This is a genomic window from Lacrimispora sp. BS-2 (assembly GCF_040207125.1).
In the GTDB taxonomy this organism is placed as follows: Bacteria; Bacillota; Clostridia; order Lachnospirales; family Lachnospiraceae; genus Lacrimispora.
This window is the reverse complement of the sequence record NZ_CP157940.1, coordinates 1,334,728-1,352,339: the sequence shown is the minus strand read 5'-3', so window position 1 is coordinate 1,352,339 and position 17,612 is coordinate 1,334,728. Positions and strand designations below refer to the sequence as shown.

The 17,612-nt window shown below is 45.4% G+C and carries 20 protein-coding genes; all 20 read right to left on the bottom strand.

The window, feature by feature from the left end:
* Positions 1–127: 127 nt before the first annotated feature.
* The 20 genes from trmD to fmt all read right to left on the bottom strand — a co-directional run bounded on the left by trmD (position 128) and on the right by fmt (position 17,610).
* Positions 128–874, bottom strand: coding sequence for a tRNA (guanosine(37)-N1)-methyltransferase TrmD (trmD, locus tag ABFV83_RS06425; protein WP_349948088.1), 747 nt, complete (start codon positions 872–874; stop codon positions 128–130).
* Positions 875–896: 22 nt separating this feature from the next.
* Positions 897–1,406 (bottom strand): ribosome maturation factor RimM, encoded by a 510-nt coding sequence (gene rimM, locus ABFV83_RS06420; RefSeq protein WP_349948087.1) that lies wholly within the window; start codon positions 1,404–1,406, stop codon positions 897–899.
* 172 nt (positions 1,407–1,578) lie between these two features.
* Positions 1,579–1,806: a KH domain-containing protein gene (locus tag ABFV83_RS06415; RefSeq protein WP_013272774.1), complete on the bottom strand. Its 228-nt coding sequence runs from the start codon at positions 1,804–1,806 to the stop codon at positions 1,579–1,581.
* 15 nt (positions 1,807–1,821) lie between these two features.
* Positions 1,822–2,064 carry a 30S ribosomal protein S16 gene (gene rpsP, locus ABFV83_RS06410; RefSeq protein WP_349948086.1) on the bottom strand — a complete coding sequence of 81 codons (243 nt, stop codon included), beginning with the start codon at positions 2,062–2,064 and terminating at the stop codon, positions 1,822–1,824.
* 86 nt (positions 2,065–2,150) lie between these two features.
* Positions 2,151–3,500 carry a signal recognition particle protein gene (ffh, locus tag ABFV83_RS06405; protein ID WP_349948085.1) on the bottom strand — a complete coding sequence of 450 codons (1,350 nt, stop codon included), beginning with the start codon at positions 3,498–3,500 and terminating at the stop codon, positions 2,151–2,153.
* Between the two features lie 11 nt (positions 3,501–3,511).
* On the bottom strand, positions 3,512–3,862 hold the full coding sequence (gene ylxM / locus ABFV83_RS06400) for a YlxM family DNA-binding protein (RefSeq protein ID WP_349948084.1): 351 nt from the start codon (positions 3,860–3,862) through the stop codon (positions 3,512–3,514).
* A gap of 129 nt (positions 3,863–3,991) precedes the next feature.
* Positions 3,992–4,660 carry an alpha/beta hydrolase gene (locus ABFV83_RS06395; RefSeq protein WP_349948083.1) on the bottom strand — a complete coding sequence of 223 codons (669 nt, stop codon included), beginning with the start codon at positions 4,658–4,660 and terminating at the stop codon, positions 3,992–3,994.
* A gap of 9 nt (positions 4,661–4,669) precedes the next feature.
* Positions 4,670–5,035 (bottom strand): VOC family protein, encoded by a 366-nt coding sequence (locus ABFV83_RS06390; RefSeq protein WP_349948082.1) that lies wholly within the window; start codon positions 5,033–5,035, stop codon positions 4,670–4,672.
* 237 nt (positions 5,036–5,272) lie between these two features.
* On the bottom strand, positions 5,273–6,562 hold the full coding sequence (serS, locus tag ABFV83_RS06385) for a serine--tRNA ligase (protein WP_349948081.1): 1,290 nt from the start codon (positions 6,560–6,562) through the stop codon (positions 5,273–5,275).
* Between the two features lie 132 nt (positions 6,563–6,694).
* The gene (locus tag ABFV83_RS06380; protein WP_349948080.1) at positions 6,695–7,534 is read right to left on the bottom strand and encodes a pyridoxamine kinase; all 840 of its coding nucleotides are present in this window, start codon (positions 7,532–7,534) and stop codon (positions 6,695–6,697) included.
* Between the two features lie 61 nt (positions 7,535–7,595).
* The gene (locus ABFV83_RS06375; protein WP_349948079.1) at positions 7,596–8,183 is read right to left on the bottom strand and encodes an ECF transporter S component; all 588 of its coding nucleotides are present in this window, start codon (positions 8,181–8,183) and stop codon (positions 7,596–7,598) included.
* A gap of 96 nt (positions 8,184–8,279) precedes the next feature.
* Entirely contained in the window at positions 8,280–8,900 is a 621-nt protein-coding gene (locus tag ABFV83_RS06370) for a thiamine diphosphokinase (protein WP_349948877.1), read from the bottom strand.
* Positions 8,901–8,938: 38 nt separating this feature from the next.
* Positions 8,939–9,601 carry a ribulose-phosphate 3-epimerase gene (gene rpe, locus ABFV83_RS06365; RefSeq protein WP_349948078.1) on the bottom strand — a complete coding sequence of 221 codons (663 nt, stop codon included), beginning with the start codon at positions 9,599–9,601 and terminating at the stop codon, positions 8,939–8,941.
* 1 nt (position 9,602) lies between these two features.
* A complete protein-coding gene (rsgA, locus tag ABFV83_RS06360) occupies positions 9,603–10,481 on the bottom strand; it encodes a ribosome small subunit-dependent GTPase A (protein ID WP_349948077.1) in 879 nt (292 codons plus the stop codon).
* Positions 10,482–10,566: 85 nt separating this feature from the next.
* Positions 10,567–12,723 (bottom strand): Stk1 family PASTA domain-containing Ser/Thr kinase, encoded by a 2,157-nt coding sequence (gene pknB / locus ABFV83_RS06355; RefSeq protein WP_349948076.1) that lies wholly within the window; start codon positions 12,721–12,723, stop codon positions 10,567–10,569.
* On the bottom strand, positions 12,720–13,463 hold the full coding sequence (locus tag ABFV83_RS06350) for a Stp1/IreP family PP2C-type Ser/Thr phosphatase (protein WP_349948075.1): 744 nt from the start codon (positions 13,461–13,463) through the stop codon (positions 12,720–12,722). The genes pknB and ABFV83_RS06350 overlap by 4 nt, the downstream gene beginning before the upstream one ends.
* 21 nt (positions 13,464–13,484) lie before the next feature.
* Positions 13,485–14,522 carry a 23S rRNA (adenine(2503)-C(2))-methyltransferase RlmN gene (gene rlmN / locus ABFV83_RS06345; RefSeq protein ID WP_349948074.1) on the bottom strand — a complete coding sequence of 346 codons (1,038 nt, stop codon included), beginning with the start codon at positions 14,520–14,522 and terminating at the stop codon, positions 13,485–13,487.
* 58 nt (positions 14,523–14,580) lie between these two features.
* Positions 14,581–15,912 (bottom strand): 16S rRNA (cytosine(967)-C(5))-methyltransferase RsmB, encoded by a 1,332-nt coding sequence (gene rsmB / locus ABFV83_RS06340; RefSeq protein WP_349948073.1) that lies wholly within the window; start codon positions 15,910–15,912, stop codon positions 14,581–14,583.
* Entirely contained in the window at positions 15,902–16,618 is a 717-nt protein-coding gene (locus ABFV83_RS06335) for a zinc metallopeptidase (RefSeq protein WP_349948072.1), read from the bottom strand. The genes rsmB and ABFV83_RS06335 overlap by 11 nt, the downstream gene beginning before the upstream one ends.
* Positions 16,619–16,638: 20 nt before the next feature.
* Positions 16,639–17,610 (bottom strand): methionyl-tRNA formyltransferase, encoded by a 972-nt coding sequence (fmt, locus tag ABFV83_RS06330; protein ID WP_349948071.1) that lies wholly within the window; start codon positions 17,608–17,610, stop codon positions 16,639–16,641.
* Positions 17,611–17,612: the final 2 nt, after the last annotated feature.

Below are 17,612 nucleotides of genomic sequence, written 5' to 3'. Positions count from 1 at the left end.
TAACAGAGGACCATCGCCTTTTCATCACAACGTTTTACATTTTATCATAAAGAAACTTAGATTGCAAGTCCTTTTTCATCAAGCGGATATTCCCAATCCGCGTTGCTACTTGCTTGATTCGGTTATATTATTCCCGTTTTTCCTGCTCATTTTCAAGCTTTTTTAAATATTCCGCTTCTTTTTTGGACAGGTTGGCATCCGACAAAAGATCCGGCCTGCGTTCCAGGGTCCGCTTAATGGATTGTTCCCTTCTCCAGGTATCGATATTCTTATGATGACCGGATAAAAGGATGTCAGGAACCTTAAGTCCCCTGTACTCTTCCGGCCTGGTATACTGGGGATATTCCAGCAGATTATCGTGAAAGGATTCAAATTCTGCAGAGGTATCGTTGTTTAAGACCCCTGGAATCAGCCGGGAAATGCAGTCTATCATGACCATGGCCGGAAGCTCGCCTCCTGTCAGCACATAGTCACCAATGGAAAGATAATCCGTGGCAACAAGCTCCAAAGCTCTCTCATCAATTCCTTCATAATGCCCGCATAGAAAAACAAGGTCTTCTTCCTTTGCCAGCTCCTCTGCAATTCTCTGGTTAAAAACCCTTCCCTGAGGAGTCATGTAAATAACCCGGGGCTTTTTCCCGGTTTTCTCACACAAGTCATCATAGGCTTCACAGATAGGCATGGGCTGCATGACCATTCCAGCTCCGCCCCCATAAGGATAATCATCCACATGGCGGTGCTTGTCTGTTGAATATTCCCGGATATCAATGGCTTCAATGGAAAGCAGGCCCTTTTCTGCCGCTCTTCCGATAATACTGGTGTGGAGGCCGTTTAGGACCATTTCAGGAAACAGGGTTAATATGTGATAGTTCATTATCTATTTCCACTCCTCTATTTTAATCCAGAAGCCCGTCCATGATGTGAACCGTAACAATTCCTGACCTTAAATCCACATTTAACACGCATTCCTTGATTGCAGGAAGCAGGACTTCCTTCCCTTCGGCCGTTTTTACTTCATAGACATCATTGGCTCCGGTCTTGATCACATCGGTCAGTGTTCCAAATTCTTTTCCATCTTCAGTGACTACACGAAGCCCGATTAAGTCAACAATGAAATTTTCATCCGGTCCCAGTTCTACAGCCTGGTCCCTGGTTATGAGTAAATCTTTTCCTTTGTATTTTTCAATATCATCAATGGAATCATATCCTTTAAACTTAAGGATTACCATATTCTTAAAAAACTTTACTCCCTGGATTTCAAGATCCATATGCTCTTTTCCAGTATCCAGGATTACATTTTTTAAACTATTAAAGCGATTTACATCATCTGTGGTTGGATAAACCTTTACTTCTCCCCTCACCCCATGGGTAGAGGAAATTACGCCAACTCTTAACAAATTTTCCATCTGTCTCTCCATATCATGCAAAGGAAATCCGATTCCCTTTACCTGCCTTCTTTCGGTAACTCATGTCAAAGAAACCGGATATTACTATCCGGCTTATTCTGAGTATTTGCACAAAGAAGTTCGATTCATGCCAAAAGGACCGTCGTCCCGACAGGCCGGCGGTCTTTTCTGATTACTGGATCTCTACAGTAACCTTTTTGTCTTCTTTGGAGGCTGCTGCTTTTACAACAGAGCGGATAGCTTTTGCGATCCTGCCCTGCTTGCCAATTACCTTACCCATGTCGGAAGGTGCAACCGTAAGTTCAAGGATTATCTCATCCTCTTTTACGGTTTCAGTAACAACAACCTGATCCGGATTATCAACCAGTGCTCTTGCAATTACTTCTACTAATTCCTTCATATGCTTCACCTCTCACTACTGGATACCGGCGATCTTTAAAAGCTTGCTTACAACTTCAGTTGGCTGAGCACCTGCTGTTAACCACTTCTTAGCATTCTCTTCATTAAACTTGATTACGCTTGGTTCTGTGGTAGGATCATAGTAACCAATCTCTTCGATGAATCTGCCATCTCTTGGAGATCTGGAATCTGCAACTACAATTCTATAGAAAGGAGCCTTTTTCTGACCCATTCTTTTTAATCTCATTTTTACTGCCATTGTGAAATTCACCTCCTTAAATCTTGGATTCTAAAACTAATTTATAGCGAATGCAGAAAATCTGCTTTGCTAACGGAAAAGAGTAATTAAAACGGTAATTTCAGTTTACCTAACAAACCGCCGTGACGCTTACCGCCGCCCATCATGCCGGGAAGCTGTTTCATCATCTTTTTCATCTGGTCAAACTGCTTTACAATGCGGTTTACCTCGGTAATATCCACGCCTGCGCCTTTAGCCACACGCTGTTTTCTGGAAGCATTCTTCATAAGCTCCGGATTCAACCGTTCTTTGCTGGTCATGGAAAGGATGATCGCTTCTACCCGGTCCATGGCTTTTTCATCAAAATCCATATCCTTCATTTGTCCCATGCCTGGCATCATGCTTAAAATACTTGCCATGCCGCCCATTTTCTTTACCTGATTCATCTGGTCCAAAAAATCGTTATAATCAAATTCCGCCTTGCGGAGCTTTTGGGACAGCTCTTTTGCTTTCTCTTCGTCAACCTGGGTTTCAGCCTTTTCAATAAGGGAAAGGATATCGCCCATGCCAAGTATTCTGGAAGCCATACGGTCCGGATAAAACTGTTCCAGATCCGAAAGCTTTTCTCCCATACCTACGTAAAGAACCGGCTTTCCGGTCACTGCACGGATTGAAAGGGCAGCACCGCCCCGGGTATCACCGTCCAGCTTGGTAATGATAACGCCGTCAATGCCGATTTTATCGTTGAACATTCCTGCTACATTTACTGCATCCTGTCCTGTCATGGCATCTACTACCAGTATTGTCTGATGAACATCTACTGTATCTTTAATTTCGATCAGCTCGTTCATCATGTCCTCATCAATGTGAAGGCGGCCTGCCGTGTCCAGAATAATTACATTCTGGTCATTCTTTTCCGCATAGGCAACCGCAGCTTTTGCAATATCCGCCGGCTTATGGTTTTCTCCCATGGAGAATACGGGAACGCCCTGCTTTTCTCCATTGATCTGCAGCTGCTTGATAGCAGCCGGACGGTAAACGTCACAGGCAACGAGAAGCGGTTTCCTGCCTTTTGCCTTGAGTTTTCCGGCAATCTTGGCAGTGGTGGTGGTCTTACCGGCACCCTGAAGACCGGCCATCATGATGATGGTCATATCGCTGGCAGGTTTTAACTGAATCTCAGTCGTCTCAGACCCCATCAGCTTTACCAGCTCTTCATTTACAATCTTTATAACCATCTGTCCGGGAGTCAGACTGTTCTGGACATCCTGTCCAATGGCCCGCTCCTGTACGGCACTAATAAACTGCTTAACAACCTTAAAGCTTACATCGGCTTCCAACAAAGCCATCTTCACTTCTTTAAGGGCTGTCTTTACATCGGCTTCGGACAAGCGTCCTTTGCCTCTTAAACTTTTAAATACATTCTGTAATTTATCGGATAAGCTCTCAAAAGCCATCTAACGCCCTCCTAATGAGCTTCCAGCTCGATGATTTCGCCCGATATCTCCTCAATGCGATGGATCAGATTCATGTCTGCCCTGTCGGCAAACTCTTTCGTCAAACTCTGGATCTCTCTGGCCAGTTTTTTTGTCTGCTCAAATTTTTTTACCAGATGAAGCTTCTCTTCATAACCTTCCAGGATTTTATCGCACCGTTTGATGAGGTCATGGACCCCCTGACGGCTGATTCCCTGTTCTTGTGCAATCTCACTTAAAGAAAGGTCATAAAAAACAACATCTTCATAGATATGCCTCTGATGCTCTGTTAAAAGAGCGCCATAGAAATCATATAATAAGCCCTGTCTTGCAATCCTTTCCATATCATCACCTGGGATATCATACAATACTTTTTATAAGGTGTCAAGTGTTTTTTCTTTACACCCATATTTTATTTTAACCGAATCAAGCAGCAGAGCGGATTGCGAATATCCGCCTGACATTTATTTTTCTCATGAAAGCGGTCTTTTAAGAAACTTTTTCATGGAATAATAAAGTTTTCTGCTGTGAATAATGTAGCTTCCATGCCCTTCCCCGGGAAGAATTCTAACACGGCTGCCTTTTATCTTTGAAGCAAGATAACGGGTATGGGATTCACGGATCATATCCCGTTCTCCTGCCAAAAGAAGCACTGGAACAGAAATGCTCTCCAGCTCTTTGGCCGTAATCTGGGGTTCTCTAAGCATCATCAGAAGCTTTGGGTCATGGCTTAAGGCTTCGATCATAGTAAAAAATTTAAGCCAGTACCACTTTAAGCCCTGGGGATAAGCATTGGCACCGCAAAGCACCAGCTTTGAAAAAAGCTCAGGATGCCGGACGGAGGCAAGTATCCCTATGATCCCACCGTCGCTGAATCCGCAGCAGCAGGGTTTTTCAAGCTTCAGCATTCCGACAAATTCTGCCACATCTTCCGCCATTTCGTCATAGCTCAGTGTTTGCACTCTGGAGCTTTTCCCATGATCCCTGGAATCCAGGGCATAAACAGTATAATCTTTTCTTAAAAGCTCCGCCGTCTCATTAAAAATGCTGTGATCCTCCCCATTTCCATGGAGAAGAAGGATGGCCGGGCCGCTTCCTGACACCTCATAATATAACGTAATTCCGTTTACCTCAATATACACGGTCTCTCCTTATCTGGCGGGAACAATCTCGATCCAATAGCCGTCCGGATCACTGATGAAGTAAATGCCCATGGCAGGATTTTCAAAACAGATAACGCCCATTTCCTTATGTTTTTTATAGAAGCTCTCGTATTCGTCCGTTTGGAATGCCAGATGAAATTCACATTCGCCCAGGTTATAAGGCTCTTTCCGCTCTGTTAAGTAAGTCAGTTCCAGGGTAAAATCACTTTTCCCATCACCTAAATATATCAGTTTAAAGGAACCATCCGATGCTGTTTTTTCTCGCACAGGGGTAAGTCCCAATGCATCTTTATAAAATTTTAAGCTCTTTTCCAGATCAAGTACATTAAAATTAAAATGGTTAAATGTAATCATGCCGCTGTCACTCCTTTTCTTTTTTTCGCCAGATGAGTTTGTCTTTTACCGGCTGCACACCTGTCTTTTGCCGTATCCATCATACCATACTTATTATCCCACTTGTCAACTGCAACCGTATATCTTTTGCAGGAAATATAAAAAGGCTTTCATTCTGCATGTATTCAGGTGTTGTGTCCATTCCTTTTTTTAAGAAAGGCCCGGCTTTTCGGAAAGAGCCGGACCTTTTTAAAATTATTATTTTTTCGGCATAAGTGCTTTTGTGCCTCCCATATAAGGCTGTAAAGCCTCCGGAATCTTCACGGTTCCGTCTGCCTGTAAGTTGTTTTCCAGGAAAGCGATCAGCATTCTTGGAGGGGCAGCTACGGTATTGTTTAAGGTATGGGCAAAATATTTTCTTCCGTCTTCACCTGCAACACGGATTTTCAGTCTTCTTGCCTGGGCATCGCCTAAATTAGAGCAGCTGCCCACCTCAAAATATTTTTTCTGTCTGGGAGACCATGCCTCCACATCCACGGATTTCACCTTTAAATCTGCCAGATCTCCGGAACAGCATTCCAGGGTTCTTACAGGGATATCCAGGGAACGGAACAAGTCAACTGTATTCTGCCATAATTTATCATACCAATCCATGCTTTCTTCCGGTTTGCAGACAACGATCATTTCCTGTTTCTCAAACTGGTGGATCCGGTATACTCCACGTTCCTCTAAGCCGTGAGCGCCTTTCTCCTTACGGAAGCAGGGAGAATAACTGGTCAGAGTCTCTGGAAGCTTTTCTTCCGGAAGGATGGTATCAATGAACTTTCCGATCATGGAATGCTCACTGGTACCGATCAGATATAAATCCTCTCCTTCGATCTTATACATCATGGCATCCATTTCCGCAAAACTCATAACGCCGGTCACTACTTCGCTGCGGATCATGAAAGGCGGAATGCAGTAGGTGAAGCCACGGTTTATCATGAAATCCCTTGCATAGGAAAGTACGGAAGAATGAAGCCTTGCAATATCACCCATCAGGTAATAGAAGCCATTGCCAGCCACCTTTCTTGCACTGTCAAGGTCAATGCCGTTAAAGCTTTCCATAATGTCCGTATGATAAGGAATTTCAAACTCAGGAACGACCGGTTCGCCGTAACGCTCTACCTCTACGTTCTCGCTGTCATCCTTACCGATGGGGACGCTGGGATCAATGATATTCGGAATGGTCATCATGATTTTTTTGATTCTTTCTTCCAGGTCACGTTCCTTATCTTCCAACTGGGCAAGATCTTCGGAAGCATCGGTCACTTTTTTCTTCATTTCCTCTGCTTCTTCCTTTTTTCCCTGTCCCATTAAGGCGCCGATCTGTTTGGAAAGTTTGTTGCGCTCAGCTCTTAAGGCATCCCCTTCCTGCTTTGCCGCACGGTTCTGCTCATCAAGTTCAATGACCTCGTCAACTAAAGGCAGCTTGTTATCCTGAAATTTATTTTTAATGTTTTCCTTTACAATTTCAGGATTTTCTCTTACAAACTTTAAATCTAACATGGTATTCCTCCTGGTTTTTCTTCAATATTCTCTGCGAAAGTTGTCCCGCATGATAGTCTGCCGTTGATTATACTACAAAAAAAGGGCAAAGAAAAGCCCCTTTCCTAAAATTCCCCATCCATTGCCTCATTCTTATCCACGAATGAGCAAAGAAAGGATTTCTTCAAAGCAAACTCCGTTTTTCACCGGAACATGAAGCTCATCGGATTTTATAATACAGTTCTTTACAAAGCCGGCCGCTTTTTTCACTGTTTCTGTCAATGGAATTTCCTTCACAGTCTGGGCTGCAAGGATGCTGGAAAACACATCTCCGGTTCCCGGCCGTTCACATCCAACATGAAGAGAACGTAAAAAGTGGGGCTCCTGGTCCTTCTCCGCTACTACATTAGTCACATAGCCGCCTTCCCTTACGCCTGTGATCACCACGGAATCAGGTCCCATTTCCAATATTTCAGCTGCCATTGCAAGAAGCTCTGCACGCTTCCAGCCCTCTGGCCGGTATTCTCTTCCGGTCAGGATACAGGCCTCTGTCAGATTGGGAGTTACAATGTCTCCAAAGCCAACCAGTTCCTTCATACGGCTGCACATCCTTTCCGTATAGGTCTGATAGGCTTTCCCATGGTCTCCCATAATGGGATCCACCAAAACCTTTGTATCCGGTGTTCTAAAATCCTTAATCATGTCAATGACAATTCCAATCTGTTCCTCGGAGCCTAAAAATCCGCTGTAAATCCCGTCAAAGGACAGATCCAGTTTTTTCCACTGTTCAATATATGAAGGCATTTTCTCCGTATAATCATCAAAAAAATAGGTTGGAAATCCGGTATGATTAGATAGGATGGAGGTTGGAACCGGACAGCACTGGACCTTTAAGGCTGAAAGAATGGGAAGGGCCACTGTTAAGGAACAGCGGCCATATCCTGACAGATCATGAATGACAGCAATTTTTTTCTGATGTATTTCTGATGTCATAAAAATTTCCTCTTTCCTGCTCATGCTTTTTGAGCATAAAGGTATACCCGCAGGGTGCTTCCTAACAAATTTTCGTAAATAAACCGGACCTGATCAGGGAATTCCGGAGGGGCATATAAATGATGACGGAAACAATGGCAGAGGTTATTGCATTAATGGAAGTAGATGCAATATTCCATGCCAGCGCCAGTTCTGCCGCCGGTTTTCCCAGGATCAGAAGCTTGTAAAAATAACCCACCAGGGGATCAAAAATCACATTGAACAAAAGTCCTCCTGCCACTGCCGCAATGGTCCAGGAAAGTATATGCTTTTTATCAGAGGATTCATTAATCCTGCCGATTTTATGAGCCAGGAATCCGGTGATAAGACCAATGCACAGCTTTAGTACAAAAGTCTTTGGTGCATAGACCACATAAACCGGGTCAAAAAGGTCTCCAATGGTCATGCCGATGGCGCCGCCTAATCCGCCGTACAGTCCACCTAATAAAAGCGCGCCCAAAACACAGACCGCATTTCCCAGATGAATGGATGTGGCATCTCCTCCCGGTAGGGTGATCTTAAATTGCAGGAACGTAAATACTATATAGGACATGGCTGCAAATAGTCCTGTCAGTGCGGTTTTATAAATCCTGTTGTCTGTTTTACTCATTGGTAATTCCTCCCTTGCTGCTTCTGTTGTTCTTTATCTTAGCATGCAAGTGGAGTGACATAAATATCCAGTTTCGATATATTAAACCATGCCAGTTTAATCATGGGACTGGATACAAATCAGGGTTCCTGACGCGAATTCAATTGTGCCCTCTACACCGGTCAGCTCATTGCTGATGCACAAGCTTGTTCCTAAGTCAATATCCTTTTCATAAAGAGGATATTTGAATCCGGTCAATGTGATTTTCTTCACTTCTCCGTACAGGGGAAGGAAGGAAATATACTTTCCCCACAATGTTTCAGCATGAAAGGTTCTTCCCTTATCGATCACCGTAATCCAGTTTTTTTCATCAACAATGGCGGCTTTTACGCCTTTTTTCAGACATGCATAGAGAAGATGGAGATTGCCGATAAAATGGTCCATCCTTCCTCCCGTTGCCCCAAGCATGACTAACTCCGAGCAGCCGAGTCCTATGGCGGTATTTATGGCAAGTTCGGTATCAGTCTCATCCTTTTCCGGTTTATGGATTTCCCAGGTGATCTTGTCCTGGCTGTTTTTATATTCTGCCAGGACATCTTCTGCCACCGTATCAAAATCTCCGACAATGGCATCAGGCTTTAACCGAAGCCTGGAAAGGGCCGCCAGCCCGCCATCTACTGCGATGACTTTATCAAACTCTCTGTTTTCTAAAAACCTGCCGGCAAATCCATAATCCATGGTACCTCCGGTAACGATCAAACCTCTGACTTCTTCTTTCACCCTTCATATTCCTCAAATATTTTTAAGAATGCCTTTGTATTGGCGGCAGCATTTCCTTTAAACACAGCTGAACCGGCCACAAATACATTAGCGCCTGCTTCGATCAGTTCTCTCACATTATCACAAGTCACGCCTCCGTCAACCTGGATATCCGTCTCAAGATTCCGTTCCCTGCAAATTTGCCTTAAAGCCCTCACCTTATCCAGTGTATAAGGGATGAATTTTTGTCCGCCAAAACCTGGATTTACCGTCATAATTAAAACCATATCCACTTCCGGAAGAATTAAGTCAAGGACAGATAAGGGGGTCGCCGGATTAAGTGCCACTCCTGCCTTTAGTCCTGCTTCCTTGATCTGATTAATGGTGCGGTCCAGATGGGTACATGCTTCCGCATGGACACAGATGAGATCAGCTCCCGCTTCTTTGATATCGTTTACATATCTTCCGGGTTCCTCTACCATCATATGAACATCGAAAACCCGGTCCGTGCAGTCCCGAAGGCTTCCAATAACCGGCATTCCAAATGAAATGCTGGGAACAAATGCTCCATCCATCACATCCAGATGAATGTACTGGGCACCTGCCTCCGCTACCTCAGCTACCTGCTGTCCAAGAATTTTAAAGTCCGCCGCTAATATGGAAGGGGCAAGTTTAAGCATATTAATATCTCCTTTTCTCTTTTAGATCCTGATATAAAAGCCGGTAGTTTTCATATCGGCCCCGGTTTATCTTTCCTTCTTCTACCGCATCTTTTACTCCGCAGGTTTTTTCCCCTATGTGCACACAGCCCAGAAACCGGCAGCCGTCCTCATAGGGTTCAAACTCCGGGAAATAATCTTTCAGCCGGCCGCACTCCATGTCATCTAAGTACATGGAACTAAATCCAGGTGTATCCATCAGGTACGTATCCCGGCCGATGCCGAAAAGCTCCGAATGCCTGGTGGTATGCTTTCCCCTCTGGATCTTTTCACTGATACCTGCAGTCTCCATCTCAGCCTGGGGATAGAGAAGATTGGTTAAAGAGGACTTCCCTACTCCGGAAGGTCCTGCTAAAACCGTGGTTTTTCCCCGTACCAGTTCCCTGATCTCCTCAATTCCCTGGTCGTCATAGGTACTGGTAAAATATACGGGATAGCCGGCCGCCTCATAGATTTCTCCAAGAGCCTGCATTTCCTCGTTTCCAACCAAATCAATTTTATTAAAACAGATTTTTACAGGAACCTCCTGAACTTCCATCATAACCAGAAAACGGTCCAGTAGATTTAAGTTAGGTTCCGGATGGGTGATGGAAAACAGCACCAGAGCCTGATCTACATTGGCTACGGCCGGACGAACCAGGGAATTTTCCCTGGGAAGGATATGCTCGATGTTGCCTTTCTTTTCCAAACTGTCCAGAATGGAAAATTCCACATCATCCCCAACCAAAGGTTTTACGTTTTTATTGCGGAATATACCCTTTGCCTTACATTCATAGATGGTTTCGTCCGTGCCGTGGACATAGTAAAAGCCTGCAATTCCTTTCAAAATTTTTCCTGTCATATAATTTCCTTTTTCCTGCCCACGCTTTTTGGGCAAACCTCGCCCCGCTTTACCGGGCGTAAAGGTATGCCCGCAGGGTGTTTCCTTACGATTGTGGCACCGGGATAAATGTGATGACATAAGAATTAATCACATCGCCAGTCTCCACATTTACAATCTCTACAGTACCGCTTGAAACGCCATATGCGCCTTCTATATTCTTAAATGATACAGGAAGCACCTGGTCACCTGCCATGGTAACAGGTCCCATAAGCTCTCTGATTTCGTCTTTTCCATTTACCGATTGCTTCAGCTGGATCTTTAAGGTAAGCTGGGTGCTGCCGGAGCCTGGTCCGATAATGTTTTGCAGGGGATAGGACTTTTCAATAGAAGCCAGATACTTGACTTTGGCCTGTTGGGCGGTTCCACTGCTGATAACATAATTCACGGCAGTTCCAGCCTCTACCTGGCTGTTAGCGGTTAAGGACTGGCTGATGACACTGCCCCTTAAAACCGTCTCAGAAGCCGCTTCCGTAACCGTACCCTGTACCAGTCCCACGTCAGCCAGCATCTCCACAGCAATCTCCTGAGTCTGGCCGGTAATATCCGGAACCGTGACCGGATTGACAAGAGCCGGACCGCTGCTTATAACCAGAGTTACGGTTTCACCTTCTTTTGCCGCATCAGGAGTATAGCTGATTACATATCCTGACGCAACGGTTTCGCTGCTTTTCTGCTCTATATTAACAGTCAGGCCATTGCTCTCCAGCACTGCTTTGGCTGAAGTGCCATCCATCTTCTCAAGTCCAAGCTTTGTTAAGTCAATGGTTGCATGTTCCGGTCCCTTGCTGACCACTACGTAGACAGCAGAATACTTATCAATTACAGTCCCTTCAACCGGATCCTGGGACACGATATCGCCTTTGTCTATGGTATCATGAAATACGTAATCGCTTACCTTCATATACAGTCCGCCGTTGTCCTTTAACTTCTGCTCTGCAATATCCGTTGCCAAGCCCACAACGCTTGTCATTTTCACCTTTTTATCACTTAAGGTTTCTTCGGTGGAAATCTCCGCAGTTGATTCGGTTTCCTTAGGAGAACCGGAACGGAACAATCCTCCCACCTTTGAGAATACAATGACCAGTACGACCACAATGAGGATGGCAACACCAACACCTGCCGCAGTTAGAAGCCGTTCGATTTTGGGATTGATGTCATCCTCAGAATCCTGTTTTCTGGTTCTGCCGCCCGGCTGTGCGCCTGCATTTTTTTCCTGGCGGCGTTCCGGCCGCTGCTCCTGATTTCTGTTTCCATTCCTGTTTACAGCAGGATCTGCCTGTACCTTCCGGCCGGAACGGATCTGCTCCAGCTCCGGCTTTCCTATGATGACAGTCTGGGAATCATCCACCTGGGAATTGTACTGGACAAAATCTCCGTCAGGATTGACAAGCGCTTTCCGTAAGTCGGATATGGTCTCCTGCATGCTTCCATAACGGTACTCCGGCTTTTTCTCGGTACATTTTAAAATAATGTTCTCAAGTCCTACCGGAATGTTCTCATTATAAAAGCTGGGCGGTGTGATAGGGTCTTCCAAATGAGCCAGGGCAACGGTTACTGTATTATCTCCCTGAAAGGGGACCCGGCCGGCCACCATTTCGTACATGGTAATTCCCAGAGAATAAACATCGCTTCTCACATCGCTGTAACCGCCTCTTGCCTGTTCCGGAGATATGTAATGGACAGAGCCCACCGCGGTAGCGCTTAAGGTCTGGGAAGAAGCGGCACGGGCGATTCCGAAATCAGCCACCTTCACCTTTCCATCCCTGGCAATGATAATATTCTGGGGCTTGATATCCCGGTGTATGATTCCCTGTTCATGAGCTGCCGCAATTCCCTGCGCAACGGAAATAGCAACGCCTATGGCCTCCTTCACATCAAGACAGCCTTTTTTTGTAATATAATTTTTTAACGTGATTCCTTCAATCAGTTCCATAACAATGTAATGGAGATTCCCTTCATCCACGACATCATAGATATTTACGATGTTGGGATGGGAAAGGCGGGCAGCCGCCTGGGCTTCCATCTTAAACTTGCTGACAAAACCGCTGTCTAAACTGAATTCTTCCTTCAAGACCTTTATGGCAACAGGGCGGTTTAATTTATGGCACAGGGCCTTATATACATCTGACATCCCGCCGGAACCGATCTGGTCCAGTATTTCATATCTGTCCTGTAAAAATGTCCCCGGTCTTAAGATCATAAGCTTACCTCCCTGCCAATTTGCGGATCAATTAAAACAACAGCTATATTATCTTTTCCGCCATTATCATTGGCTATTGTAATCAACTTTTCTGCCTTTTCCGGCAGTTCCAGTTCTGAGCAGATAATTTCTTCTATCTCAGCGTCCTCAAGCATATTGCTGAGTCCATCGGAACACATGAGCACATAATCCCCCGGTTCCAGACTGACTTCAAAAAAATCAATCTCCAGCTTATCCTCTGTACCAACCGCTCTTGTTATAATATTCTTTTTTTCCCGGTAATCCCGGCTTCCCCGTTCCAGCTGGCCTAAAGACACCAGTTCTTCCACATAGGAATGGTCCTTTGTAATCTGCTGCAGCCGGTTCCTAACCAGATACAAACGGCTGTCTCCCACATTAGCCACGTACATGGTAGAATCTTCGATCACTGCTGCCACCAGGGTTGTTCCCATGCCGTTTAATTCTGTACTTTTTAAGGATTCCTGGTAAAGCATTCCGTTGACCTTTAAAATTCCCTCCCGGAGAGGGGGAACAATCCCCGGCGAATCCGCCTGTTTTAAGTGAGCCACCAGATTTTCAGCAATATATCTGGAGGCGTAATCCCCGGCCTGATGACCGCCCATGCCGTCTGCAACCAAAAAAAGATTGGGCAGTGTGCCCAAAGGCTCTGCCTGGGCATAGACATAATCCTGATTGGCCGTACGGACTCTTCCGGTGTCCGTCATAGCGCAAGCCTTCATCGTTTTATTCTCACTTCCTCTTTACTCCTGATTTAAAAAGCTTTTTCTCAGCTGCCCGCAGGCGCCGTTAATATCCCGTCCCATTTCTCTTCTTATAGTAACATTTATTCCGTTTTTTTCAAGAAGATTTTTAAAGGCTTCTATGGCCTTCCGGTCTGACTGCACGTAATTGCGCTCCTTAATAGGATTTACCGGAATCAGATTCACATGCCCGTGCTGGCCTTTTAAAAGAGCAGTCAGGGCGGCTGCCTCTTTTAAATTGTCATTGACACCACTTACAAGGCTGTATTCAAAGGTAAGCCTTCGCCCGGTCTTTTCAAAATACGTCTGGCAGGCATCCAGCACCTCCTTTAGCGGGTAACGGTTGGCAACAGGCATCAGGGTTTTTCTGACTTCGTCATTTGGTGCATGAAGAGACAAAGCCAGGGTGATCTGCAGATCTTCTTCAGCCAATTGAAGAATTCCCGGAACAATGCCGCAGGTGGACACCGTTATGTTGCGCTGGCTGATATTCAGGCCGTTTTCATCAGTAAGTAAACGAATGAATTGAACCAGATGATCATAATTATCCATAGGTTCTCCGGACCCCATAACCACCACATTGGAAACCCGTTCCCCGGTGATTCTTTGGATCCGGTATATCTGGTCAAGCATTTCAGAAGGGGTCAAATTCCTTTCCAGTCCGTCAAGTGTGGAAGCGCAGAACCGGCAGCCCATGCGGCAGCCTACCTGGGATGAAATGCAGACAGAATTTCCATGCTTGTATTTCATCAAAACGCTTTCAATCACATTTCCATCGGAAAGGGCAAATAAGTATTTTCTTGTTCCATCTATTTTTGAAATCTTTTCCTCCACGACTGTAAGGCAGGTAAATTCTGTAAGCTGCAAAAGCTTTTCCTTCAGTGTTTTAGGAAGATTGGTCATCTCATTAAAATCAGAAGCCAGCTTCTGGTGCATCCATTCATAAAGCTGTTTTGCACGGAAGGGCTTTTCTCCTATGGACACCATATAGGATATCAGGTGTTCCATATCCAGAGATTTTATATCTATCTTATCCATTCTACATTTCCTCTATTCTGCCCACGTTTTTTGGGCATAAAGGTATGCCCCAAAGGCTCTACCTTTTTTGAAATGCCGCAATAAAAAATCCGTCACAGGGGTGGATTCCCGGCAAAAGCTGTATAAATTCCTGGTTCGCAGCTGCTGAATCCATCTTTTCTCCAAATTTTCCCTTAAGGCTTATGCAGTCAAAAGGAAAATGCTCAAGGAACCACTGGGCATTTTCTTCATTTTCTTTTCGGTTTATGGTACATGTACTGAAAATCAGACGCCCGCCCGGTTTTACATATGTCTGGACAACTGTCAGGAGCGCCCGTTGGAGCGCTGCCAGGGATTCCAAGTCTTCCGGCGTCATACGGTATTTGATATCCGGCTTTCGTCCGATGATCCCAAGACCGGAGCAAGGCAGATCAGCAATGACAATGTCCGCTTTCTCCACGGAATCCGGATCTGCAGTAAGAGCATCCTGGACCTTTGTACGGATATTTAAAAATCCGCACCGTTTAATATTTTCCTCAACCATGCTTATCTTTTGGAGGCTTAAGTCACGGACCTCCACCATACCAGTTCCGTCAAGCTTATCTGCTATATGAATACTCTTTCCTCCAGGAGCGCCGCAGACGTCAATGACGTAATCTCCCTTTTTGGGATCTGCGATCTCACCTACAAAGCTGGAGCTTAGGTCCTGAACCTGGATATATCCCTTTTGGAATGCTTCCAGTCCTTCCAGGTAATCATATTTTTCAATGCAAAGCACTGCTTCCGAAATTCCGGACTCACTCACTTCTGCCCCCTGCTTTTTAAGGCTCTTAAGGATTTCTTCCTTGGAAGCCTTTGCAAAATTGCAGCGGACTGTAGTTTTTTTATCTTTTAAAAAGGACTCCATCATGGTGACTGCTGTTTCCCGGCCAAAAGTTTCCTCCCACATGGATACGATCCATGCCGGCATGGAATAGCGGACAGAATCATCCGGCCAGCTTAATCCCTCTTTATTTCTGGAAATATTCCTCAGTACTCCATTGACAAAGCCCTTTAATCCTGTAAATTTCCGTTTCACGGCAAGCTTCACCGCTTCGTTGCATACGGCAGAATCCGGAACACGGTCCATATAAAGAAGCTGATAAACCGACATGCGCAAAATAGTGCGTATTACCGGCTTCATCTTTTTAACCTTTGTGTTGGAAAAGGAATCAATAATATAATCGATCTGAAGCAGGTATTCCACAGTTCCTTCTGCTATCCTGGAAATAAAAGCCCGTTCCGATTTATCCAGATACTGATATTTATTTAAAGCCTGGCGCAGGATGATATGGCTATAACCTCCACGCTCCAGGATCTCTAACAGGATATCCAGGGCGATTTCCCTGCTGTCGGTTTCCTTAGTCATCATTCCTTCTTCCTCCGAACAAGATGACCAGCCTTAAAAGCTGAAGTACGGTCGCAGCAAGCGCCGCTACATAGGTAAGGGCTGCGGCACCCAGAACTTTTCTGGTATAGCCTAATTCCTGGTCGCCTAAGATTCCCACCTGCCCCAAAAGAGTGACCGCCCGGCTGGACGCATTAAATTCCACAGGCAGGGTGACCAGCTGGAAAATAACCGCCACAGAAAAAAGAATCAGGCCAATATTAACTAAGGGAGAACCGATCCCCCCTATAATGACGCCGAGAATAATAAGAGGCAGTGCCGCCTTGGAGCCAATATTGGCCGCAGGAACAATGGCTGCCCGGAGTTTTAAGGGAATATAGCCTGTGCTGTCCTGCATAACATGACCGCATTCATGGGCCGCGACACCGATTGCCGCTACTGATGTGGAGCCGTAAACAGACTCCGACAGATTAACGGTTTTGGTTCTTGGATCATAATGATCCGTAAGCTGCCCGCCTACAGACCTTACCTGAACATCATAGATGCCCTGGGAAGTTAAAAGGCGTTTTGCCGCTTCTGCTCCTGTCATCCCGGACATACTTCTCACTTTTGAATATTTATTAAAGGTACTATTCACTTTTGCAGATGCCACCATGGAAAGAACTGCTCCAATGATGACAAGGATCCATGTCGGATCCCAATAATATCCCATCATACCGCCATAATACATAATCAGACTCTCCTTTCCACTTACTTGCCCACGCTTTCTGGGCATGAAGACGTACCTGCAAGGCGCTCCAAAATGGTGCCTTCCGCAATCTGGTATCCGCGGAGAAATGCGTCAATTTCCATGCATTTTTTTCCCTGCAGCTGAAGTTTTCGTATGGACAGGCAGCCTTTCCCGGTCTTTATGACCAGAGAGTCCCGGCTAACCTCTACTACCTGGCCGTAAGCCCCCTCATACTCTTTATCCACTACATCTGCTTCCCACAGTTTCATCACTTTTCCATTCCAGACCGTATAGGCGCTGGGCCATGGATTCAAGCCGCGGATCAGGCGCTCAATGGATACTGCATCCATGGACCAGTCAATATCTCCCATGGACTTTTTTATCATGCCTACGTAGCAGGTCTTTAAATCATCCTGTGGCGTACATTCGGCAGTCCCTTCTTCCAGCTTTATTATGGTTTTTAAAATAAGCCTGCTTCCCAGCCTGCTCAGCTTATCATGAAGGCTTCCAAAGGTTTCTTTTTTATCCAGGGCAATGGCTTCCTGATCCAGCATATCTCCGGTATCCAGGGTTTCCGCCATCATCATGGTCGTGACTCCGCTTTCCTTTTCTCCGTTAATGACCGCATACTGTATGGGAGATGCGCCCCGGTATTTGGGGAGCAGAGAAGCATGGATATTTACACAGCCGTATTTTGGAATATCCAGAATAGCCTTTGGCAGAAGCTGTCCAAAAGCGATTACTACCATCAGTTCCGGTTCCAGATCTGATAGAATTTTAACAAACTCCGGATCCCTGGCCTTGACCGGCTGATAAACAGGGATGTGGTATTCCATTGCTTTCTCCTTTACCGGAGTCATCTGGATTTCCTTCCCTCTTCCTTTGGGTTTGTCCGGCTGGGTAACTACCCCAAGAATTTCATGCCCGGCCTCTTTTAAAGCCTCAAGAGCGGGAACAGAAAAATCAGGTGTTCCCATAAATATAATACGCATAA

Bases quoted from the DNA above. Each gene is read 5' to 3' on its own strand.
- trmD (WP_349948088.1), bottom strand. From the start codon at position 874: ATGAACTATCACATATTAACCCTGTTTCCTGAAATGGTCCTAAACGGC.
- rimM (WP_349948087.1), bottom strand. From the start codon at position 1,406: ATGGAAAATTTGTTAAGAGTTGGCGTAATTTCCTCTACCCATGGGGTG.
- ABFV83_RS06415 (WP_013272774.1), bottom strand. From the start codon at position 1,806: ATGAAGGAATTAGTAGAAGTAATTGCAAGAGCACTGGTTGATAATCCG.
- rpsP (WP_349948086.1), bottom strand. From the start codon at position 2,064: ATGGCAGTAAAAATGAGATTAAAAAGAATGGGTCAGAAAAAGGCTCCT.
- ffh (WP_349948085.1), bottom strand. From the start codon at position 3,500: ATGGCTTTTGAGAGCTTATCCGATAAATTACAGAATGTATTTAAAAGT.
- ylxM (WP_349948084.1), bottom strand. From the start codon at position 3,862: ATGGAAAGGATTGCAAGACAGGGCTTATTATATGATTTCTATGGCGCT.
- ABFV83_RS06390 (WP_349948082.1), bottom strand. From the start codon at position 5,035: ATGATTACATTTAACCATTTTAATTTTAATGTACTTGATCTGGAAAAG.
- serS (WP_349948081.1), bottom strand. From the start codon at position 6,562: ATGTTAGATTTAAAGTTTGTAAGAGAAAATCCTGAAATTGTAAAGGAA.
- ABFV83_RS06380 (WP_349948080.1), bottom strand. From the start codon at position 7,534: ATGACATCAGAAATACATCAGAAAAAAATTGCTGTCATTCATGATCTG.
- ABFV83_RS06375 (WP_349948079.1), bottom strand. From the start codon at position 8,183: ATGAGTAAAACAGACAACAGGATTTATAAAACCGCACTGACAGGACTA.
- ABFV83_RS06370 (WP_349948877.1), bottom strand. From the start codon at position 8,900: ATGGATTATGGATTTGCCGGCAGGTTTTTAGAAAACAGAGAGTTTGAT.
- rpe (WP_349948078.1), bottom strand. From the start codon at position 9,601: ATGCTTAAACTTGCCCCTTCCATATTAGCGGCGGACTTTAAAATTCTT.
- rsgA (WP_349948077.1), bottom strand. From the start codon at position 10,481: ATGACAGGAAAAATTTTGAAAGGAATTGCAGGCTTTTACTATGTCCAC.
- pknB (WP_349948076.1), bottom strand. From the start codon at position 12,723: ATGATCTTAAGACCGGGGACATTTTTACAGGACAGATATGAAATACTG.
- ABFV83_RS06350 (WP_349948075.1), bottom strand. From the start codon at position 13,463: ATGAAGGCTTGCGCTATGACGGACACCGGAAGAGTCCGTACGGCCAAT.
- rlmN (WP_349948074.1), bottom strand. From the start codon at position 14,522: ATGGATAAGATAGATATAAAATCTCTGGATATGGAACACCTGATATCC.
- rsmB (WP_349948073.1), bottom strand. From the start codon at position 15,912: ATGATGACTAAGGAAACCGACAGCAGGGAAATCGCCCTGGATATCCTG.
- ABFV83_RS06335 (WP_349948072.1), bottom strand. From the start codon at position 16,618: ATGTATTATGGCGGTATGATGGGATATTATTGGGATCCGACATGGATC.
- fmt (WP_349948071.1), bottom strand. From the start codon at position 17,610: ATGCGTATTATATTTATGGGAACACCTGATTTTTCTGTTCCCGCTCTT.